Source organism: Thermosynechococcus sp. GLH187, assembly GCF_031583395.1.
Classification (GTDB): domain Bacteria; phylum Cyanobacteriota; class Cyanobacteriia; order Thermosynechococcales; family Thermosynechococcaceae; genus Thermosynechococcus.
In genome coordinates this window covers 1,605,641-1,620,799 of record NZ_CP134175.1, presented here as the reverse complement: position 1 = coordinate 1,620,799, position 15,159 = coordinate 1,605,641, and the positions used below count along the sequence as shown (strand labels likewise).

The 15,159-nt window shown below is 51.9% G+C and carries 16 protein-coding genes; 11 read left to right on the top strand and 5 right to left on the bottom strand.

Annotated features, from left to right (window positions below; genetic code table 11):
- Nucleotides 1–81: 81 nt before the first annotated feature.
- Genes RHI63_RS07880 through tsaE form a run of 5 tightly spaced genes read left to right on the top strand, consistent with a single transcriptional unit; the run spans nt 82 to nt 3,654 of the window.
- Nucleotides 82–858, top strand: coding sequence for a WecB/TagA/CpsF family glycosyltransferase (locus RHI63_RS07880; RefSeq protein ID WP_310800099.1), 777 nt, complete (start codon nt 82–84; stop codon nt 856–858).
- Nucleotides 855–1,577 carry a cell division ATP-binding protein FtsE gene (gene ftsE, locus RHI63_RS07875; protein WP_225901530.1) on the top strand — a complete coding sequence of 241 codons (723 nt, stop codon included), beginning with the start codon at nt 855–857 and terminating at the stop codon, nt 1,575–1,577. Before RHI63_RS07880 ends, ftsE begins: the two co-directional genes overlap by 4 nt.
- Nucleotides 1,546–2,454, top strand: coding sequence for an ABC transporter permease (locus tag RHI63_RS07870; protein ID WP_206199693.1), 909 nt, complete (start codon nt 1,546–1,548; stop codon nt 2,452–2,454). Before ftsE ends, RHI63_RS07870 begins: the two co-directional genes overlap by 32 nt.
- Before the next feature lie 48 nt (nt 2,455–2,502).
- The gene (gene bchM, locus RHI63_RS07865) at nt 2,503–3,195 is read left to right on the top strand and encodes a magnesium protoporphyrin IX methyltransferase (protein WP_206199692.1); all 693 of its coding nucleotides are present in this window, start codon (nt 2,503–2,505) and stop codon (nt 3,193–3,195) included.
- The gene (gene tsaE, locus RHI63_RS07860; RefSeq protein WP_206199691.1) at nt 3,196–3,654 is read left to right on the top strand and encodes a tRNA (adenosine(37)-N6)-threonylcarbamoyltransferase complex ATPase subunit type 1 TsaE; all 459 of its coding nucleotides are present in this window, start codon (nt 3,196–3,198) and stop codon (nt 3,652–3,654) included.
- Here the strand turns inward: tsaE and trmFO are convergent.
- Nucleotides 3,557–4,930: an FADH(2)-oxidizing methylenetetrahydrofolate--tRNA-(uracil(54)-C(5))-methyltransferase TrmFO gene (trmFO, locus tag RHI63_RS07855; RefSeq protein ID WP_310821446.1), complete on the bottom strand. Its 1,374-nt coding sequence runs from the start codon at nt 4,928–4,930 to the stop codon at nt 3,557–3,559. The two genes, tsaE and trmFO, sit on opposite strands and share 98 nt — an antisense overlap.
- A gap of 2 nt (nt 4,931–4,932) precedes the next feature.
- Nucleotides 4,933–6,336: a cation:proton antiporter gene (locus RHI63_RS07850; RefSeq protein ID WP_206199689.1), complete on the bottom strand. Its 1,404-nt coding sequence runs from the start codon at nt 6,334–6,336 to the stop codon at nt 4,933–4,935.
- A gap of 157 nt (nt 6,337–6,493) precedes the next feature.
- On the opposite strand from RHI63_RS07850, the gene RHI63_RS07845 reads away from it, so the two are divergent.
- From RHI63_RS07845 to ndhM, 4 genes are all read left to right on the top strand, one after another.
- Nucleotides 6,494–7,177, top strand: coding sequence for a response regulator transcription factor (locus RHI63_RS07845; protein ID WP_310821445.1), 684 nt, complete (start codon nt 6,494–6,496; stop codon nt 7,175–7,177).
- 46 nt (nt 7,178–7,223) lie between these two features.
- Nucleotides 7,224–8,585 (top strand): CHASE3 domain-containing protein, encoded by a 1,362-nt coding sequence (locus RHI63_RS07840; RefSeq protein ID WP_310821444.1) that lies wholly within the window; start codon nt 7,224–7,226, stop codon nt 8,583–8,585.
- Between the two features lie 98 nt (nt 8,586–8,683).
- Nucleotides 8,684–9,064, top strand: a complete 381-nt coding sequence (locus RHI63_RS07835) for a hypothetical protein (RefSeq protein WP_310821443.1) — start codon at nt 8,684–8,686, stop codon at nt 9,062–9,064.
- 251 nt (nt 9,065–9,315) lie between these two features.
- Nucleotides 9,316–9,651 carry a photosynthetic/respiratory NAD(P)H-quinone oxidoreductase subunit M gene (ndhM, locus tag RHI63_RS07830; protein WP_206199685.1) on the top strand — a complete coding sequence of 112 codons (336 nt, stop codon included), beginning with the start codon at nt 9,316–9,318 and terminating at the stop codon, nt 9,649–9,651.
- Between the two features lie 265 nt (nt 9,652–9,916).
- On the opposite strand, the gene RHI63_RS07825 is transcribed toward ndhM, so the two are convergent.
- The 3 genes from RHI63_RS07825 to RHI63_RS07815 form a co-directional block, all read right to left on the bottom strand.
- Nucleotides 9,917–10,087, bottom strand: coding sequence for a chlorophyll a/b-binding protein (locus tag RHI63_RS07825; RefSeq protein WP_011056299.1), 171 nt, complete (start codon nt 10,085–10,087; stop codon nt 9,917–9,919).
- 115 nt (nt 10,088–10,202) lie between these two features.
- Nucleotides 10,203–11,750, bottom strand: coding sequence for a serine/threonine-protein kinase (locus RHI63_RS07820; protein WP_310821442.1), 1,548 nt, complete (start codon nt 11,748–11,750; stop codon nt 10,203–10,205).
- Nucleotides 11,751–11,917: 167 nt separating this feature from the next.
- Complete coding sequence (locus tag RHI63_RS07815; protein ID WP_302676232.1) at nt 11,918–12,436, bottom strand: hypothetical protein; 519 nt, start codon at nt 12,434–12,436, stop codon at nt 11,918–11,920.
- Nucleotides 12,437–12,681: 245 nt separating this feature from the next.
- Here RHI63_RS07815 and RHI63_RS07810 point away from each other — a divergent pair, with 245 nt between their 5' ends.
- Both RHI63_RS07810 and RHI63_RS07805 read left to right on the top strand, forming a co-directional pair.
- The gene (locus RHI63_RS07810; RefSeq protein WP_206199681.1) at nt 12,682–13,500 is read left to right on the top strand and encodes a photosystem II manganese-stabilizing polypeptide; all 819 of its coding nucleotides are present in this window, start codon (nt 12,682–12,684) and stop codon (nt 13,498–13,500) included.
- 13 nt (nt 13,501–13,513) lie between these two features.
- The gene (locus RHI63_RS07805) at nt 13,514–15,106 is read left to right on the top strand and encodes an ABC transporter ATP-binding protein (protein ID WP_310821441.1); all 1,593 of its coding nucleotides are present in this window, start codon (nt 13,514–13,516) and stop codon (nt 15,104–15,106) included.
- Nucleotides 15,107–15,159 lie beyond the last annotated feature (53 nt).

Below are 15,159 nucleotides of genomic sequence, written 5' to 3'. Positions count from 1 at the left end.
GAAGCTGTTTTGCTCACGGTGTTCAATTCCTGTGAAAAGGGTTGTAAGATACTCGGTGTTTCTTGCCCTGAATTCTGCCCTATGGGTCGCTCAATTCTAATTCCCGCCATTCCCGTAAAGGTCTCTGTTCTTGGCTTTCCCCTTCATTTGGTGGACAACGCTCCTGAGTGGCTGCTAATGCAACAGCGGGATGGCCATGGTCAGCACGTGATCACGCTCAATTCAGAGATGGTGATGCTGGCGGAGCGAACACCAGAGTTTGCTGATGTTTTACACCGTGCTGATTTGGTGATTCCCGATGGATCGGGGGTCATTCTCTACCTCAAGTTGCATGGCCTCTCGGTGCGCCGTCTGCCGGGGATTGAATTTGCCGAAGACCTCCTGCGACTTGCCAATGAGGCGCCCCAGCCCAAGCGGGTCTTCTTCTATGGGGCAGCGCCGGGGGTGGCAGAAAAAGTGGCTGAGCGCTGGCATCGAGAGTTGCCCAACCTGAACATTATTGGTGTGCAGTCAGGCTACCACGATGCCGATACAGAGGTTGCTCTCATTGAAACGCTAAAGGAGACACAACCCCACATTATTTTTGTGGCTTTGGGAGTTCCCCGTCAGGAATATTGGATTGATCGCCATCGTCACATTTGTCCAGAAGCGATTTGGGTTGGCGTGGGCGGTAGTTTTGATGTGTGGGCAGGGGTTAAAAAGCGAGCACCCAAGCTAATGCAAAAACTCCATCTAGAATGGCTCTACCGTCTGTATCAGGAACCGTGGCGCTGGCGGCGGATGTTGGCTTTGCCCCAATTTGCATGGAAGGCGCTTCTAAGTCGTTTGTATGGGCGACAGCGTTTCTCGTCCCGATGACAGCAGTGACCCCAGTGGTACCCCCCTGCGAACCCACCTCTGAGGGGGTAATCGTTGCAGAACTGTGGCAAGTCACGAAGTCCTTTGGTGGCACTTTGCCCTGCTTACATCGCGTCAATTTACAACTGCGACGGGGAGAGTTTTATTTTCTCACGGGTGCTTCGGGGTCGGGTAAATCTACCCTCTTAAAACTCCTCTGTGGCCAAGTTCGCCCAGATCAGGGCATAGTTCGCCTCTTTGGTGAGGAAGTCAATCCCCAACAGGATCGACGGATGGCACAGTTGCGGCGGCGCTTGGGGGTAATCTTTCAAGACTTTAAGCTGCTGGGCGATCGCTCCGTGGCAGACAATGTGGCTTTTGCGCTGCTGGTGCGCGGTATTCCCAAAGCAGAAATTCAGCAGCGGGTACAAACGGTGCTCAAACTGGTGGGCCTGAGCCACAAAGCCAATGCCAATCCCCAATCTCTATCGGGGGGAGAGCAGCAGCGGGTGAGCATTGCTCGGGCGATCGTTGGTGGGCCTGAGCTATTGCTGGCGGATGAACCCACGGGCAATCTGGATCCGCAAACCAGCCAGCAAATTCTTGCTCTGCTCCATCGCCTCCATCAACATGGGCTAACGGTTCTCTTTACCACCCATGACTTAGCCTTGACTCGCTTAGTCCCCCATCGGATTCTCCATTTGCACCATGGCAAACTTGAGTCCCTTACCCACCCTTGACTTTTTGCTTCCAGAAGTGCGCCGCAGTCTCTGGCGCGGTGGTTGGCTCAATGGCGCAGCCGTTATTGCTGTGGCCGTGACGCTCTTTATTTTTGGTTGGGGCTGGCAAGTGTCGCACCTCCTTGGCGCTAGTGTCGAGTCCTTGGGCAATCGGCTAGAAATTACGGCCTATGTGTCGCCTGAACTTCCCGCAGCCAAAGTGGCCAGCCTTAAGGAGCAGTTGGCGGCATTACCGGGGGTAGCCGACTTCACTTGGATTGATCGCGATCGCGCTTGGGCACAATTGCAAGCTGATTTAGGCCTCAAAAGTGAACAGGGTGGCTTAGCCCTCTTTGACACCAATCCCCTCAGCGATGAAATCAAGATCCGCGCCCAAAGCCTCGAACAGGTGGCTCCCCTAGCCAGCCAAATTGCCCAAAAGGAAGGCATTGAGTCGGTGCAGTATCTTGAGCGTGCCCTAACGGGTCTGCAAAGTGTGCAGCGGGTAGTGCGGGCAGTCACGTTCATTTTGGTGCTGCTCCTGAGTTTAACGGTAGTTGCCTTAGTGAGCGCCATTTTACGGTTGATTATCCTTGTGCGCCAACCTGAAATTGAGATCATGACATTGGTGGGCGCCACCCAAACTTGGATTTATACCCCCCTATTTATTCAAGCCGCTAGTCTAGGTGGCGGCGGTGGTTTACTGGCGTGGATAGTTGGCTGGGGCAGTAGTCAACAGCTTCAGCAGTGGTTAACCCAACAGGCCAGTTTTCGCGCCCTTGCCAGCAATGTTTCCCTTGAATGGTCGCTGGGCTTGGGGGTGTTCCTGATCATCATTGGGGTAATTTTGGGGCTAGTGAGTACCCGATTGGCACTGCCAACCACCTCTCAGCGGTAGGCGGCTATGCCACAATAAATGGGGCAATGACGATTGATTCTAAGGGCTATGGCACAATTTACGGCTGACGAGAAAGCAATTGTTCAAAATTATTTCAACACGACCGGCTTCGATCGCTGGCGGCGCATCTATGGCACGGATCAGGTCAGCAAGGTGCAAGCGGATATCCGCATGGGACACCAACAGACCATTGATACGGTACTAGCATGGCTCAAGGCTGATGGCTCCCTCAAGGGTAAACTCATTTGTGATGCGGGCTGTGGGGTTGGTAGTCTGAGCATTCCCCTTGCAGAATTGGGGGCACGGGTCTATGCCAGTGACATTTCCGAGAAGATGGTGGCCGAAGCCCGCGATCGCGCCGCTGCTCAATTGAATGGCCACCATGAACTCATCCTCAGTGTCAGTGATCTTGAAGTCCTGCGGGGACAATACCATACCGTCATCTGCCTTGATGTCCTCATCCACTATCCCGACAGCCAAATGGCAGGGATGCTAGCCCACTTGAGTTCCTTGGCGATGGAGCGACTGATCCTCAGCTTTGCCCCCAAAACACCAAAATATACGCTGCTGAAAAAAATTGGTGAATTCTTCCCCGGCTCCAGCAAGGCCACCCGTGCCTATCTCCACAGTGAGGAATTTATTGTGGGGATTTTGCGAGACTTGGGTTGGCGGATTGAACGCAATGCCATGACCAAAACCCGCTTTTACTTTTCGCGACTCCTAGAAGCAGTGCGCGCCTAGATGACGAACCTCAACCTCAGCTTGGCGGATCTGCAAGCCTTGGGGCGCCAGTGGGGGACATGGCTGCCGCCGGGGACAGTGCTCTTGTTAGCGGGGGATCTAGGGGCAGGGAAAACCACGTTTGTGCAAGCCTTGGGGGAGGGATTGGGCATTGCGGATGTCATCCAAAGCCCCACTTTCACGCTGATTCAGGAATACCCCGAAGGGCGTGTGCCCCTCTATCACTTTGATCTCTATCGCCTTACCCCTGCTGAAGTGGCGGAGTTGGCACCGGAACGTTATTGGCTTGGGGAAGAAATTGATCTCGGAATTGTTGCCATAGAGTGGCCCGATCGCCTGCCAACGCTACCCCCAGACTACCTTAGGCTCCAGCTTCAACGACAGCAGGATCGCACCTGTCTAACTCTAGAGGCTGTAGGGGCAGCGACATCGCTGTTGCCCAAATGCTTAAATCTTTGAGGGCGCGATCGCGATAAGCGGCATAGCGCAAGGCCTTTTGCCGAACGTTTTGCTCTAGGGGTGGCAGAATACCAAAGTTGGGGGGCATGGGCTGGAAGGTTTTGCTCTCCGCCGTACTGATGTAGTGGAAGAGGGCACCGGCCATCGTGGTTGGCGGCAATACCAAGGGTGGGAGTCCTTGTGCCAAGCGAGCCGCGTTCGTTCCTGCTAACCAGCCCCCCGCCGCTGCTGCTGTATACCCTTCGGTACCGGTAATTTGACCCGCCGCCAAGAGGGTGGGGCGATCGCGAAACTGGAGACTGGCACTCAACAACTTCGGCGCATTTAAGAAGGTATTGCGGTGCATCACCCCCATGCGCACAAACTCCGCCTGCTCTAAGCCCGGAATCATCCGAAACACCCGCTGTTGCTCCCCCCAGCGCAAATTGGTTTGAAAGCCCACCAAGTTCCACAGTTGACCATGGCGATCCTCTTGGCGCAGTTGTGCCACCGCATAGGGACGCTCTCCCGTACGCGGATCTCGCAAGCCCACGGGTTTCAAAGGTCCAAAGCGCAGCGTATCCACCCCCCGCCGCGCCAACTCCTCTACGGGTAAGCAAGCCTCAAAAAATTGAGCATTCTCACGCTCAAAGTCCTTCAAGGGTGCCTGTTCAGCTTCACAGAGAGCCTGCCAAAAGCGCTGATATTCCTCAGCAGTGAAGGGACAGTTGAGATAGGCTGCTTCCCCGCGGTCGTAGCGGGAGGCCAAAAAGGCCACCTCACGGTTAATGGACTCCCCAACCACAATTGGGCTGGCAGCATCGAAAAAGCTGAGGTAGTCCAGTCCGGTAAAGCGTTGGAGATCCGCACTCAGCGCCTCACTGGTAAGCGGCCCGGTGGCTAGCACGACAATCCCGGTCTCTGGCAAATGGGGGAGTTCTTCGCGCCGCAATGTCACAAGGGGATGCCGTTCGAGGGTTTCAGTCAACTCACGACTAAACTGGGCACGATCCACCGCTAGAGCACCGCCGGCAGGCACTTGATGGCGATCGGCAGTGGCAATAATCAACGACCTGAGGGCACGCAGTTCATGGTGCAATAACCCCGTGGCGCGATCGCTCGCCTTGGCACCAAAGGAATTACTGCACACCAACTCTGCCAACTCCGCCGTATGGTGAGCTGGACTAGGCACATGGGGGCGCATTTCATACAGCACCACCGGCACACCCGCTCGAACAATTTGCCAAGCCGCTTCTGTACCCGCTAGACCACCACCAATGACCGTAATCGGTTCCATTGCTATCCTTCTGGGGGAGACTCCACTGCAACTTCTGAGCTGGGTAACGCCTCTGAGTCTTCTACCTCTGGCTTGAAGACCAAGCGCAACAGGGGTGGCGCAACGAACGTGGTCACAATCACCATGACGATAATACCGGCATCTAGAGCCTTCGAGAGCACACCGCTGGCCGACCCCACAGCTGCAAAAATCAAACCCACTTCACCGCGAGGCACCATACCAATGCCAATGGCCCAACGGTTAATTCCCGGCTGGCCAAAGACCGTTGCCCCTGTTACCACCTTACCAACAATGGCCACCAATACAAGGAACGAGGCAATGATCAGACCCGCACGATTGGCCGGTTCTAGGGGATTGAGAACGCTAATATCGGTGCGTGCGCCAACACAGACAAAGAAAACTGGCACTAGCATATCGGCAATGGGCAAAATCTGCTCCTCTAGCTCACGTCGTTTTTCCGTTTCCCCCAAGACTAAGCCAGCGGTAAAAGCACCGAGAATCGCTTCCAATTGCAGCATCACTGCCACATAACCAAGGACAAAGGCAAAGATAAGAGAGGGAATCAGTAAGTTGCCGCGCGTTGTCAGGCGATCGACCATTCCCAAAAAGAAGGGACTCAGCAGCCGCCCCACGACAACAGACCCCACCAAAAAGACTACAGAGCTAATGATCAAGTAGATCACATTGCTAATCTCGACCGTGCCCGTTTTGGCTAGACTGGCCACCACTGCCAGCACAATAATGCCGAGAATATCATCGAGAACGGCTGCCCCAATGATGATTTGACCTTCCGGAGAAGTAAGACGTTGAATTTCGGCAAGGACTTTGGCTGTGATGCCAATACTGGTTGCCGTCAGAGCCGCCCCTGCAAAGATGGCCGGTACCAAGTCCACATGAAACAGCGTCACGAGGCCAAGGGTTCCTGCTGTAAAGGGAACCACCACCCCGCCCACAGCAACGATAGCTGCCTGCGGCCCCACCCTCAGCAAACCCTCTAGATCGGACTCCAAGCCAATCTCAAAGAGCAGGATCATGACGCCAATTTCTGAGAGGACGGCAATGACCTCACTGGCAGTATTGGCAACCACCGTAGCCAGCGGGTCATCCATGCCGGTGGTCTGCTGAATAAACGTCGTCAGCACAGAGGGCTCAGTGGTTCCCCCTTCGGAAAAGACCAACAGGTGCAAGACCGAAATACCAACCACCACACCGCCCACCAGCTCACCCAACACCGGTGGAAAGTTAATGCGGGCACAAATTTCACCGCCCATTTTGCTCGCCAAGTAAATCACCACCAGACTCAGTAAAACAGCGGCCAAAATTAAAGGTGCTGCTTCCGCCAAGTTCACTGATTCTGCTGCCGCATTGGCAAAAAAGGGTTCAAACAGTAGCGCTATCAAAGGCATAGAAGCAAAGGCTCAAAACTCTTTAACTCAGTTAAGCATGCCTTCCCCTTTTGCTCAACCTGCCTCTGGCCTGAACCGAATCCTATTTCTTTCTGTCTAAATCAAGTTGGATTTCAATCGGTTTATCATCGTTTTTTATAGCAGCGGTCACTCGATCATGCGCATTCTCTTTGTCGAAGATGACCCCCATCAGCGACAGCCCATTTGCCTAGCACTGCAGCGGCAGGGCTACACCGTTGATACTGCACCCGATTTGAAAACAGCCTACTGGTTAATCCATGAGGTGGATTATGAATTGCTCATTTTAGATTGGCTTTTACCCGATGGTGAAGGCACACAGCTGTGTCGCTATTACCGCCAGCAGCAAAAAACTGCGCCAATTGTCTTTCTTACCGCAAAGGACACGACGGCGGATAAAGTCACTGGCTTAGATGTGGGTGCCGATGATTATCTCATTAAGCCCGTGGATCTATTGGAATTATTGGCACGCATCCGCGCCCTGCGGCGGCGATCGCCCCTCTGGCAGGGGGATGAACTAACCCTTGAGGGATTAACTCTCCACCTAGAGACTCGGAAGTTGAGCTATCAAGGTGTGGAAATTCAGCTTAAAAGTCGAGATTTTCAGTTGCTCAGCTACCTGATGCGCCATCCACGCCAAGTTCTCAGCTGCCAGCAAATTGAAAGTCAACTCTGGGAATGGGATAAATCCCCTGAGAGTAATGCGGTTGCTGTGCGAGTGAAACGGCTGCGGGAGCAATTGAAGCAACTGGGTGTAGAGCATTGGCTCAAAACCCACTATGGTAGTGGTTATTCCTTGAATCCCCAGCAAAATGTTTCTTAGGAAAGTAGTTGGATCAATTCGCTATCGTGCTGGCTTAATTATTGCCATGCCGATTATCTTTCTGTTCATTATTGTCGCGTCATTTATATGGTTGAAGCTAAACCTAATTGAAGATGATGAATGGGTGTTGCATACGCAAAAAGTACGACTAGAAACGCAAAAACTACTTAACTTACTGCTGGACTTGGAAACGGGTGTGCGTGGCTATAGCCTGACAGGCAGTCACCGCTTTCTGCAACCTTACATTGCGGCAAAATCTCGCATTGTTCCATCATTGGAAAAAATTAGAGAGCTGGTACAGGATAATCCTGAGCAACTTAAGGCTTTAGACTCAATCGAGGAAACCCTTCAGCAAAACATTCAGATTTTTGATCATTATGTGTATTCAGAAAATTTTGCATCTATGACTCATTTAGTCAGTAAATCCAACCAAGAGCAGAATATTGATTGGAATAAAAGTCGGATTTTAATGGAAAGAGCACGGCAAAGCATTTACGAATTTTATAAAAATGAGGAGGTGCTGTTGGGCGATCGCCGTCAACATCAAATTGAGTATCGAGAACTCGCATGGTCAATTATTATTGCTGCGGCAGTCATTGGTGGGATTACTAGTCTATTCTCAATTCATTTATTTTATCAATTGGTTACAGAGCTAGAGTCAAGAGAAAATGCTCTGCAAGCAAACAATGCTAAATTGTCTATTGTCTGTGATCAGCTTCAACGATTTACAGCCAATGCCTCCCATGAGTTAAGGGCGCCGTTATCTGTAATTTTAAGCAATAGCCAGCTTGCACTCATGATTTTACAAGAAGACGAAGAAACTTCTCGTGAATCTCTGATAATAGTGGAGCAAAATCTAGCCAAGATTTCTCAAATTGCTAAACAGATGGCGCATCTAGTGAGTGACCTTTTATTTTTGGCTCGCCATGAAGGACAACTCGCAAATTGCCAATCCTTTGATCTGAATTCTTTGATTGCTGAACTTGCCCAAGAATGGCAACTGTCAATGGTGCAGCGTGGGATTACGTTTATGGTTCAGTTGCCGGAGTTACCACTTATCGTAAAGGGTGATTTTTTACTCCTGAAACAGGCGATCGCCAATCTTCTGAGTAATGCCTGTGCCTATACCCCCCAAGGTGGCAAGGTAAAATTGGCAACTCACTCAACAGAGCGCGAGGTTCAAATTGCTGTTGTGGATACGGGGATCGGCATTCCAGAAGCCGCGCTGCCCCATGTCTGCGATCGCTTTTATCGCATTCATCAAGGTCAGAAACAACCGCAGGGCTTTGGTTTGGGGCTAGCGATCGTCAAACAAATTGTTGATGCTCATCAAGGACAGCTGCAAATTCACAGTCGCGTGGGGGAGGGAACAACGGTGACCATTACCTTACCCCCAAGCGGACGTTGACGGACGTTGACATAGTTCTGTCATTTTTTTTCCTTAATCTAGGGATTGAAGCATTGAGGACACAGAAGATGGTTAGGAAGTATTTATGGGCTTTGGGTATGTCTCTTTTTGTAGGTACTACGGGCGTTTTGATGCCACCGATAGCTCAAAGTGTTGCCCAGTCGGTAACTCCGATTCGTAATTTAGGCAATGTCTATGGCATTACCATTCGCGGCACCGTACGCAGTGTTGTTGGTAATGAATTTATCCTCGACGATGGTACTGGCCAAGTCATTGTGGATGCCGGTCCCCGTTGGTTCCACCAAATTAATCTTCAGCCCGGCGAAACGGTCACGGTGGTAGGGAAATATGATGACTATGATTTTGACGCCTTTCGCATTACCCGCGCCAATGGCGAGGTGATTAACATTCGTCCCCATGGTGGACCTCCCCCCTGGGCGGGTGGCCGGCGACGCTGGGAGCAACGACAGGCACGTTAGGAGGAAGCCCGTTACCACATAGGCGGCTGGGAAATTTTGTGAGGTAGCTAAAAATCTGGATGGATAGAGGGGGCAATTGCCCCTTTTATGTTCAGCTTTTAGCGATCGCTAGCCAAAATCAGCCTAGAATCCAGCCTAGTTCTATTACGGATTCTTGGGTTAAGGCATGAGTTTTTCGAAACTTTCCGCGCAAGGATTCTTGGTATAGTATAAGCGTTTACGAACTACGGTTCACTCGTCATTGGTTAGCCATGCTACTGAAGTCTACAACACGCCACGTTCACATCTATGCCGGCCATGTGGTTGATGGGGAAGTTCATCCTGATACAGAAACGCTGACGCTGAATGTGGATCCCGATAACGAGTTGGAGTGGAACGACGCCGCCCTAGCGAAGGTGGAAGCCAAATTTCAGGAGTTGGTGGCAAATGCCGCTGGCGAGGACTTGACGGAATATAATCTGCGGCGCATTGGCTCGGACTTGGAGCATTTTATTCGCTCTTTGCTGATGCAGGGGGAAATTGGCTACAACCTCAACAGTCGTGTGCGCAACTACAGTCTGGGGATTCCTCGTGTGAATCACTCCTAGATTTATTCGATTTATTCATACTCAATTGCGGATTATTTAACAGGTACTTTGACAGCGGCATTTCCCGCTACAGTCCTGACCTATTGGGATGGATAGAGGGAGTACAATCCTCTCTGCTAGTCGCTTTCACGGTTTTGAAGGTGTGCTCTCCTTGTGAAAGGCGCTGTGTTTGCCTTGTAGTACCGCTGAATTGGCCAAAAAAAAGAGGCCATTACTGACCTCAAAATGACACTTTGACCGCTGAAAATTGGGAGAGAGTTAAGGTCTAGAGGAGACCCCAGAAGTGAAGCACGCCTTGTTTGGTGATCAGTTCTGTGAGTAGCGCCGCCACAAAGCCGATCATGGCGAGGCGACCGTTCCAAATTTCAGCTTGGGGGGTGAATCCAAAGACCCATGCGTTGCGATCTTCAGCTTTGATGGTTTTGGTATCTTCCATGGTTTTGACTCCTGATCGAACCCTGTACCCTCACTGTAACAATTCTTTACTAATTCCGCAACATCTCTTAATATATTTTTCTCTATTGCTGTCCTAGAGGGCGATCGCAATATCCCTAATCAATGACTGTGGCCATCTTCACGTTCTCCAGCTTGGCGAGGATTTGCGGCTTGTAGTTTTCAAACTCTGCTTTGAGGAGATTACGGCTCACAATCGCTGGGGCAGAACTGGGCAAGCTTTTACTGGTTTGCAGCCAATCCCGTAGCAGTTGCCGCTGGAAGGTAGCGATCGTAAACATGCGGACATTGATGCAGTGTTGCGGATCCTCAAGGGAGAAAAAGAGCAGCGGATAGTAGCCGGTCTCCGAGAGCAAAACGCAGAGTTCTTGGTTGCGTGGCAGTTTCATATCCAAATAACAGGGCAACCAGCGGGGCCCTTGCTTGGGATCGTAGATGGCAGTAATCCAGAGGATCATCGGGTGGGGACTGGTGGTAAAGAGAAACTGGTTGTAGCGAATATTGAGCATGCGCCGATCAATTTCTGGGCGAGGCAGCATCACCCACAGCGAGGCGGCTGATTCCCGCTGTGCATACAAAGGCATCGGAAAGACAATTTCCGCTACGGGTTTATCGGCAGGCCAAACACTTTGCCAGCAGACTTCTTCAACCGTTGCAAGGGCAACAGGCGGTTGAGACTGGCGTTCTGAGGGTTGAGAGACTTTTGCAGCGACCTCTACCCCCGGCTGGGTGACTCGACTACTCCCAAACTGTTCCTCAAGGGCTGTTAAGACCTTGATAATTTCACCGACGTTTTGGGGGCGATCGCTGGGGGACTTGGCCATGCAGGCCATGATCAGTTCCTCAAGGACAGGAGGAAGATACAACCCTGGACTGGCCACATTGAAGGGCACTGGCTTTTGGAAGTGGTGTGCCTTAAACCAACTGCCAATGGAGTGGGTGTCCGCCTGAATGGGCATCTTGCCGGTGAGTAGCTCATACATGGTGATGCCAAGACTGTAGATATCCGAGCGGTGATCCAACTCTCGCCCTTCAATTTGCTCTGGGGAACAGTAGGCCAAAGTGCCCATAAACGACGAGGTTTGCCTTTTTTCAGAGACATCCCCCAAAAATTTGGCAATCCCAAAATCCAATAGCTTCGCAAGTTCCCCCATCGTGCCATCCTGAATCACAAGGACGTTGCTAGGTTTAATGTCACGGTGAATAATGGGGCATTTTTGGCCTTCGATGATAATTCCCTCATGGGCTACCTGCAGACCAAGGCACATATGGCGTGCAATTCGCAGAAATCGGCTTAAGGGCAGGGGTTCTTCTAGGAGCAAATCACTGAGGTTTTCGCCTTCCAAAAATTCCATGACGTAGAAGGGAATTTCCTCGTTGTTCATGCCGTAGTCGAGCACCCGCACCACGTGCATACTTTTCTGACCGAGGAGAGCACCCGCGCGCGCTTCTTGGGCAAAGCGGGTTTTCATGCGATCGTTGAGCAGGGTTTGCGACAGGAATTTAACGGCAACCGGAACGCCGCCAAGGAGAATGTCCTCTGCCCGATACACCCGTCCCATTGAGCCTTTGCCAATCAGCTCCGTCAGCTGGTACCGATTCATCAGAATTTGGCCAATGTTGGTATCGCGGTACGGTTCTGACATAGTTGCCTCAAGGGGAAATCGGCTGGCGAGGTCGCAAACAGGGAAGCATTGTGTTGCTAGGTCGCTATGGTTATACGTCTATTATCTCTAGAGTCTTTAGGTTCTGTTTGATCCATTGGGGCGATCGCTCTCCCCTAATCCATAGTTTCTTAAGCCTTTTTAGGGTTCTAAGCATTAGGAACGCCTAACCAAGACATCAATGACGAACTGGTAATCTGAATCTCTTTATCGAGATCGGGAACGGGAATAAAGACCACACCGCCACTACAGGAAATTTCCCCCACCGATCGCCACTGATTCGCGGTATAGATATGGACATAATTAACTGCGCCCCGTCGCCAACTGCGCCACATCTCACTGGCAGCACAATCATAGAGTTGATAGCCTTCGGGAATGGCGGCACGGGTAAAGGGCACCAGTTGTGCCTTATTTTGAGCGAGATCAGGGAAGAATGATCCATGGGTCAATGCTTGTCGCAAAGATTCCCACGCATCGCAGTAGCGCTTGACCATGATCTGCGGTTGACCATTCTCACTTTTGCCCGTGGCAATGACGCCCGCTTTGTTGTCCACCAGTTGCCAAGTCCCTAAAACCGATTCAATGCGATAGTTGGGATTTGAGGCAAGGCTCTCAGCCCCATTGACAACATCGGCAACAAAAACAGCAAACAACTCGCTGTCATCCATGAACTCACTCCCGCTCCTGCTTTTTTATAGTTTACTTTGCCGCTCCAGTCGGAGAGAGGTCGGTCATTGTTTTTGCTCTTGTGAAATTAAAATATCTGTGAAAATTTCCTTTCTGAGGCGATCGCAAAGCTCCGTATAATCATGGATTGATAAGGTAGTTGCATGGCTGCCTTCACTGGACTCTTACGCAGGGGTATCTCCCACACTCTGACTGCTTTGAGATGCTTTGACTTCTGAGGTTAACCATGAAATATCGCATTTTAATGGCGACGCTGCTGGCGGTATGTTTAGGGATTTTTTCCTTGAGCGCCCCCGCCTTTGCCGCAAAACAGACTTTAACCTATGACGATATTGTCGGCACTGGTCTGGCCAACAAGTGCCCCACGCTTGATGATACGGCACGCGGTGCCTACCCCATTGATAGCTCCCAAACCTATCGCATTGCCCAACTGTGCTTACAGCCCACGACATTTTTGGTCAAGGAAGAGCCTAAGAACAAACGCCAAGAGGCCGAATTTGTCCCCACAAAACTGGTGACCCGCGAAACCACGAGCCTGGATCAAATTCAAGGGGAACTCAAGGTCAACAGCGATGGCAGCCTCACGTTCATAGAAGAGGATGGGATTGATTTCCAACCAGTGACCGTGCAAATGCCCGGTGGCGAGCGTATCCCACTGCTGTTTACAGTGAAAAACTTGGTGGCGAGCACTCAGCCCAACATTACTAGCATCACCACTTCAACGGATTTCAAAGGGGAATTCACCGTTCCTTCCTACCGCACTGCCAACTTCCTCGATCCCAAAGGACGGGGCTTGGCTTCTGGTTATGATTCGGCGATCGCCATTCCCCAAGGTAAAGAAGAAGAGCTGGCTCGCGCCAACGTCAAACGCTTCTCCTTGACCAAGGGTGAAATTTCTCTGAATGTGGCGAAAGTGGATGGCCGCACGGGTGAAATTGCTGGCACCTTTGAAAGTGAGCAACTCTCCGATGATGATATGGGTGCCCACGAACCTCACGAAGTGAAAATTCAAGGGGTCTTTTACGCCCGCATCGAACCTGCCTAGGATCGACCAGCCCATGGCGACTCTTTTAGAACTCAGGGAACTGCGGGTCGCCTACCCTACAACGGAGACATCATCTGCTGCAACATTCGTGGTGGATGGTGTTTCTTTTTGTGTGGCCGCTGGGGAGCGGTTTGGCTTAGTGGGGGAGTCAGGTTGTGGCAAATCCACGATTGGTAAGGCCATTTTGCAATTATTGCCGACTGGGTCACAGGTTGCTGGGGAGATCGCCCTTCAGGGGCAATCCCTTTTGGGGCTGACCACTTCCCAATTGCGGCGACTGCGGGGCGAGCAAATTGGTTTGGTCTTTCAAGATCCGATGACGCGCCTCAATCCCCTCATGAGCGTCTATGACCACTGCGATGAGCTATTGCGGAGTCATTGCTCTGCTTGGAGTCGCTCCCAACGGCGGCAGCGCATTGTTGAGGTGTTGGATCGGGTGAAAATTTCGGCCAATCGCCTGCATCAGTATCCCCATGAGTTGAGTGGCGGGATGCGTCAACGGGTGGCGATCGCCCTTGCGTTGCTCTTGAACCCACCCCTGATCATTGCCGATGAACCGACAACGGCGCTAGATGTGACTGTCGCGGCGGAAATTCTCGATGAACTCACGCGCCTGTGCCAAGAGGAGCAGCGAGGACTGCTGCTGATTTCCCACGATCTGGCATTGATGGCCAAGTATTGCGATCGCCTTGCGGTCATGCACCAAGGCAAGATTGTTGAACGGGGAGCGGCTCGTCAAGTGCTGCAACAGCCCCAACACCCCTATACCCAGTCCCTACTTGCGGCCACCCAACTCACCGCTAAAAAAACCCCACCCTTGGACACTGCCCCAGAACTGCTGCGGGTTCACAATTTACAGCGGCACTACCGCTTGGGGGGATGGCTACAACCGCAAACCACGATTCGAGCGGTAGATGGCATCGATCTGACGTTGCGCCGGGGAGAAACCCTTGGCCTTGTGGGCGAATCTGGCTGTGGTAAAAGTACGCTCTCGCGCTTGATTCTGCAACTGATTCCCGCCAACGCCGGTGAAGTGGTCTTTTTGGGGCGCAATTTAACTCAATTACCCGCGGCACAACTGCGCCCAGTCCGCCGCGATCTGCAAATGATTTTCCAAGACCCCCATGCCTGCCTTAATCCCAAAATGACCGTGGAGCAAAACTTGCTGGAGCCACTGCTAATTCATCGGCTGATGGCCAAAGAGGCTGCCCAAGAACGGGTACGCGAGATGCTGGCACAGGTGGAATTGACCCCCCCTGAAGCCTATGTTCATCGCTATCCCTATGCCCTATCGGGGGGACAACGCCAACGGGTGGCGATCGCCCGTGCCCTGATTACCCATCCCCAACTGGTGGTCTGTGATGAGCCGGTGAGCATGCTCGATGCCCATATTCAACGCCAGGTGCTGGCACTGATGCAGCAGTTAAAAGAACAATTCCAACTCACGTATCTCTTTATCACCCACGATCTGGGGGTCGCCCGCTATTTTTGCGATCGCATTGCCGTCATGTACGCTGGCAAGATTGTTGAACTGGCGCCCACCGCCCAATTGTTTGCCCAGCCGCAACATCCCTACACGCAAAAATTGCTGGCCGCTGCTCTGTAGCTGGTCTTAACCACTTTTCCCCCATTTCTTAGGCAAACCCTAACCCAACTTCC

Excerpts from the sequence above, each read along its gene's own strand:
- RHI63_RS07880 (WP_310800099.1), top strand. The coding sequence starts at position 82 with ATGGGTCGCTCAATTCTAATTCCCGCCATTCCCGTAAAGGTCTCTGTT.
- ftsE (WP_225901530.1), top strand. The coding sequence starts at position 855 with ATGACAGCAGTGACCCCAGTGGTACCCCCCTGCGAACCCACCTCTGAG.
- RHI63_RS07870 (WP_206199693.1), top strand. The coding sequence starts at position 1,546 with ATGGCAAACTTGAGTCCCTTACCCACCCTTGACTTTTTGCTTCCAGAA.
- bchM (WP_206199692.1), top strand. The coding sequence starts at position 2,503 with ATGGCACAATTTACGGCTGACGAGAAAGCAATTGTTCAAAATTATTTC.
- tsaE (WP_206199691.1), top strand. The coding sequence starts at position 3,196 with ATGACGAACCTCAACCTCAGCTTGGCGGATCTGCAAGCCTTGGGGCGC.
- trmFO (WP_310821446.1), bottom strand. The coding sequence starts at position 4,930 with ATGGAACCGATTACGGTCATTGGTGGTGGTCTAGCGGGTACAGAAGCG.
- RHI63_RS07850 (WP_206199689.1), bottom strand. The coding sequence starts at position 6,336 with ATGCCTTTGATAGCGCTACTGTTTGAACCCTTTTTTGCCAATGCGGCA.
- RHI63_RS07845 (WP_310821445.1), top strand. The coding sequence starts at position 6,494 with ATGCGCATTCTCTTTGTCGAAGATGACCCCCATCAGCGACAGCCCATT.
- RHI63_RS07840 (WP_310821444.1), top strand. The coding sequence starts at position 7,224 with ATGCCGATTATCTTTCTGTTCATTATTGTCGCGTCATTTATATGGTTG.
- RHI63_RS07835 (WP_310821443.1), top strand. The coding sequence starts at position 8,684 with ATGTCTCTTTTTGTAGGTACTACGGGCGTTTTGATGCCACCGATAGCT.
- ndhM (WP_206199685.1), top strand. The coding sequence starts at position 9,316 with ATGCTACTGAAGTCTACAACACGCCACGTTCACATCTATGCCGGCCAT.
- RHI63_RS07825 (WP_011056299.1), bottom strand. The coding sequence starts at position 10,087 with ATGGAAGATACCAAAACCATCAAAGCTGAAGATCGCAACGCATGGGTC.
- RHI63_RS07820 (WP_310821442.1), bottom strand. The coding sequence starts at position 11,750 with ATGTCAGAACCGTACCGCGATACCAACATTGGCCAAATTCTGATGAAT.
- RHI63_RS07815 (WP_302676232.1), bottom strand. The coding sequence starts at position 12,436 with ATGGATGACAGCGAGTTGTTTGCTGTTTTTGTTGCCGATGTTGTCAAT.
- RHI63_RS07810 (WP_206199681.1), top strand. The coding sequence starts at position 12,682 with ATGAAATATCGCATTTTAATGGCGACGCTGCTGGCGGTATGTTTAGGG.
- RHI63_RS07805 (WP_310821441.1), top strand. The coding sequence starts at position 13,514 with ATGGCGACTCTTTTAGAACTCAGGGAACTGCGGGTCGCCTACCCTACA.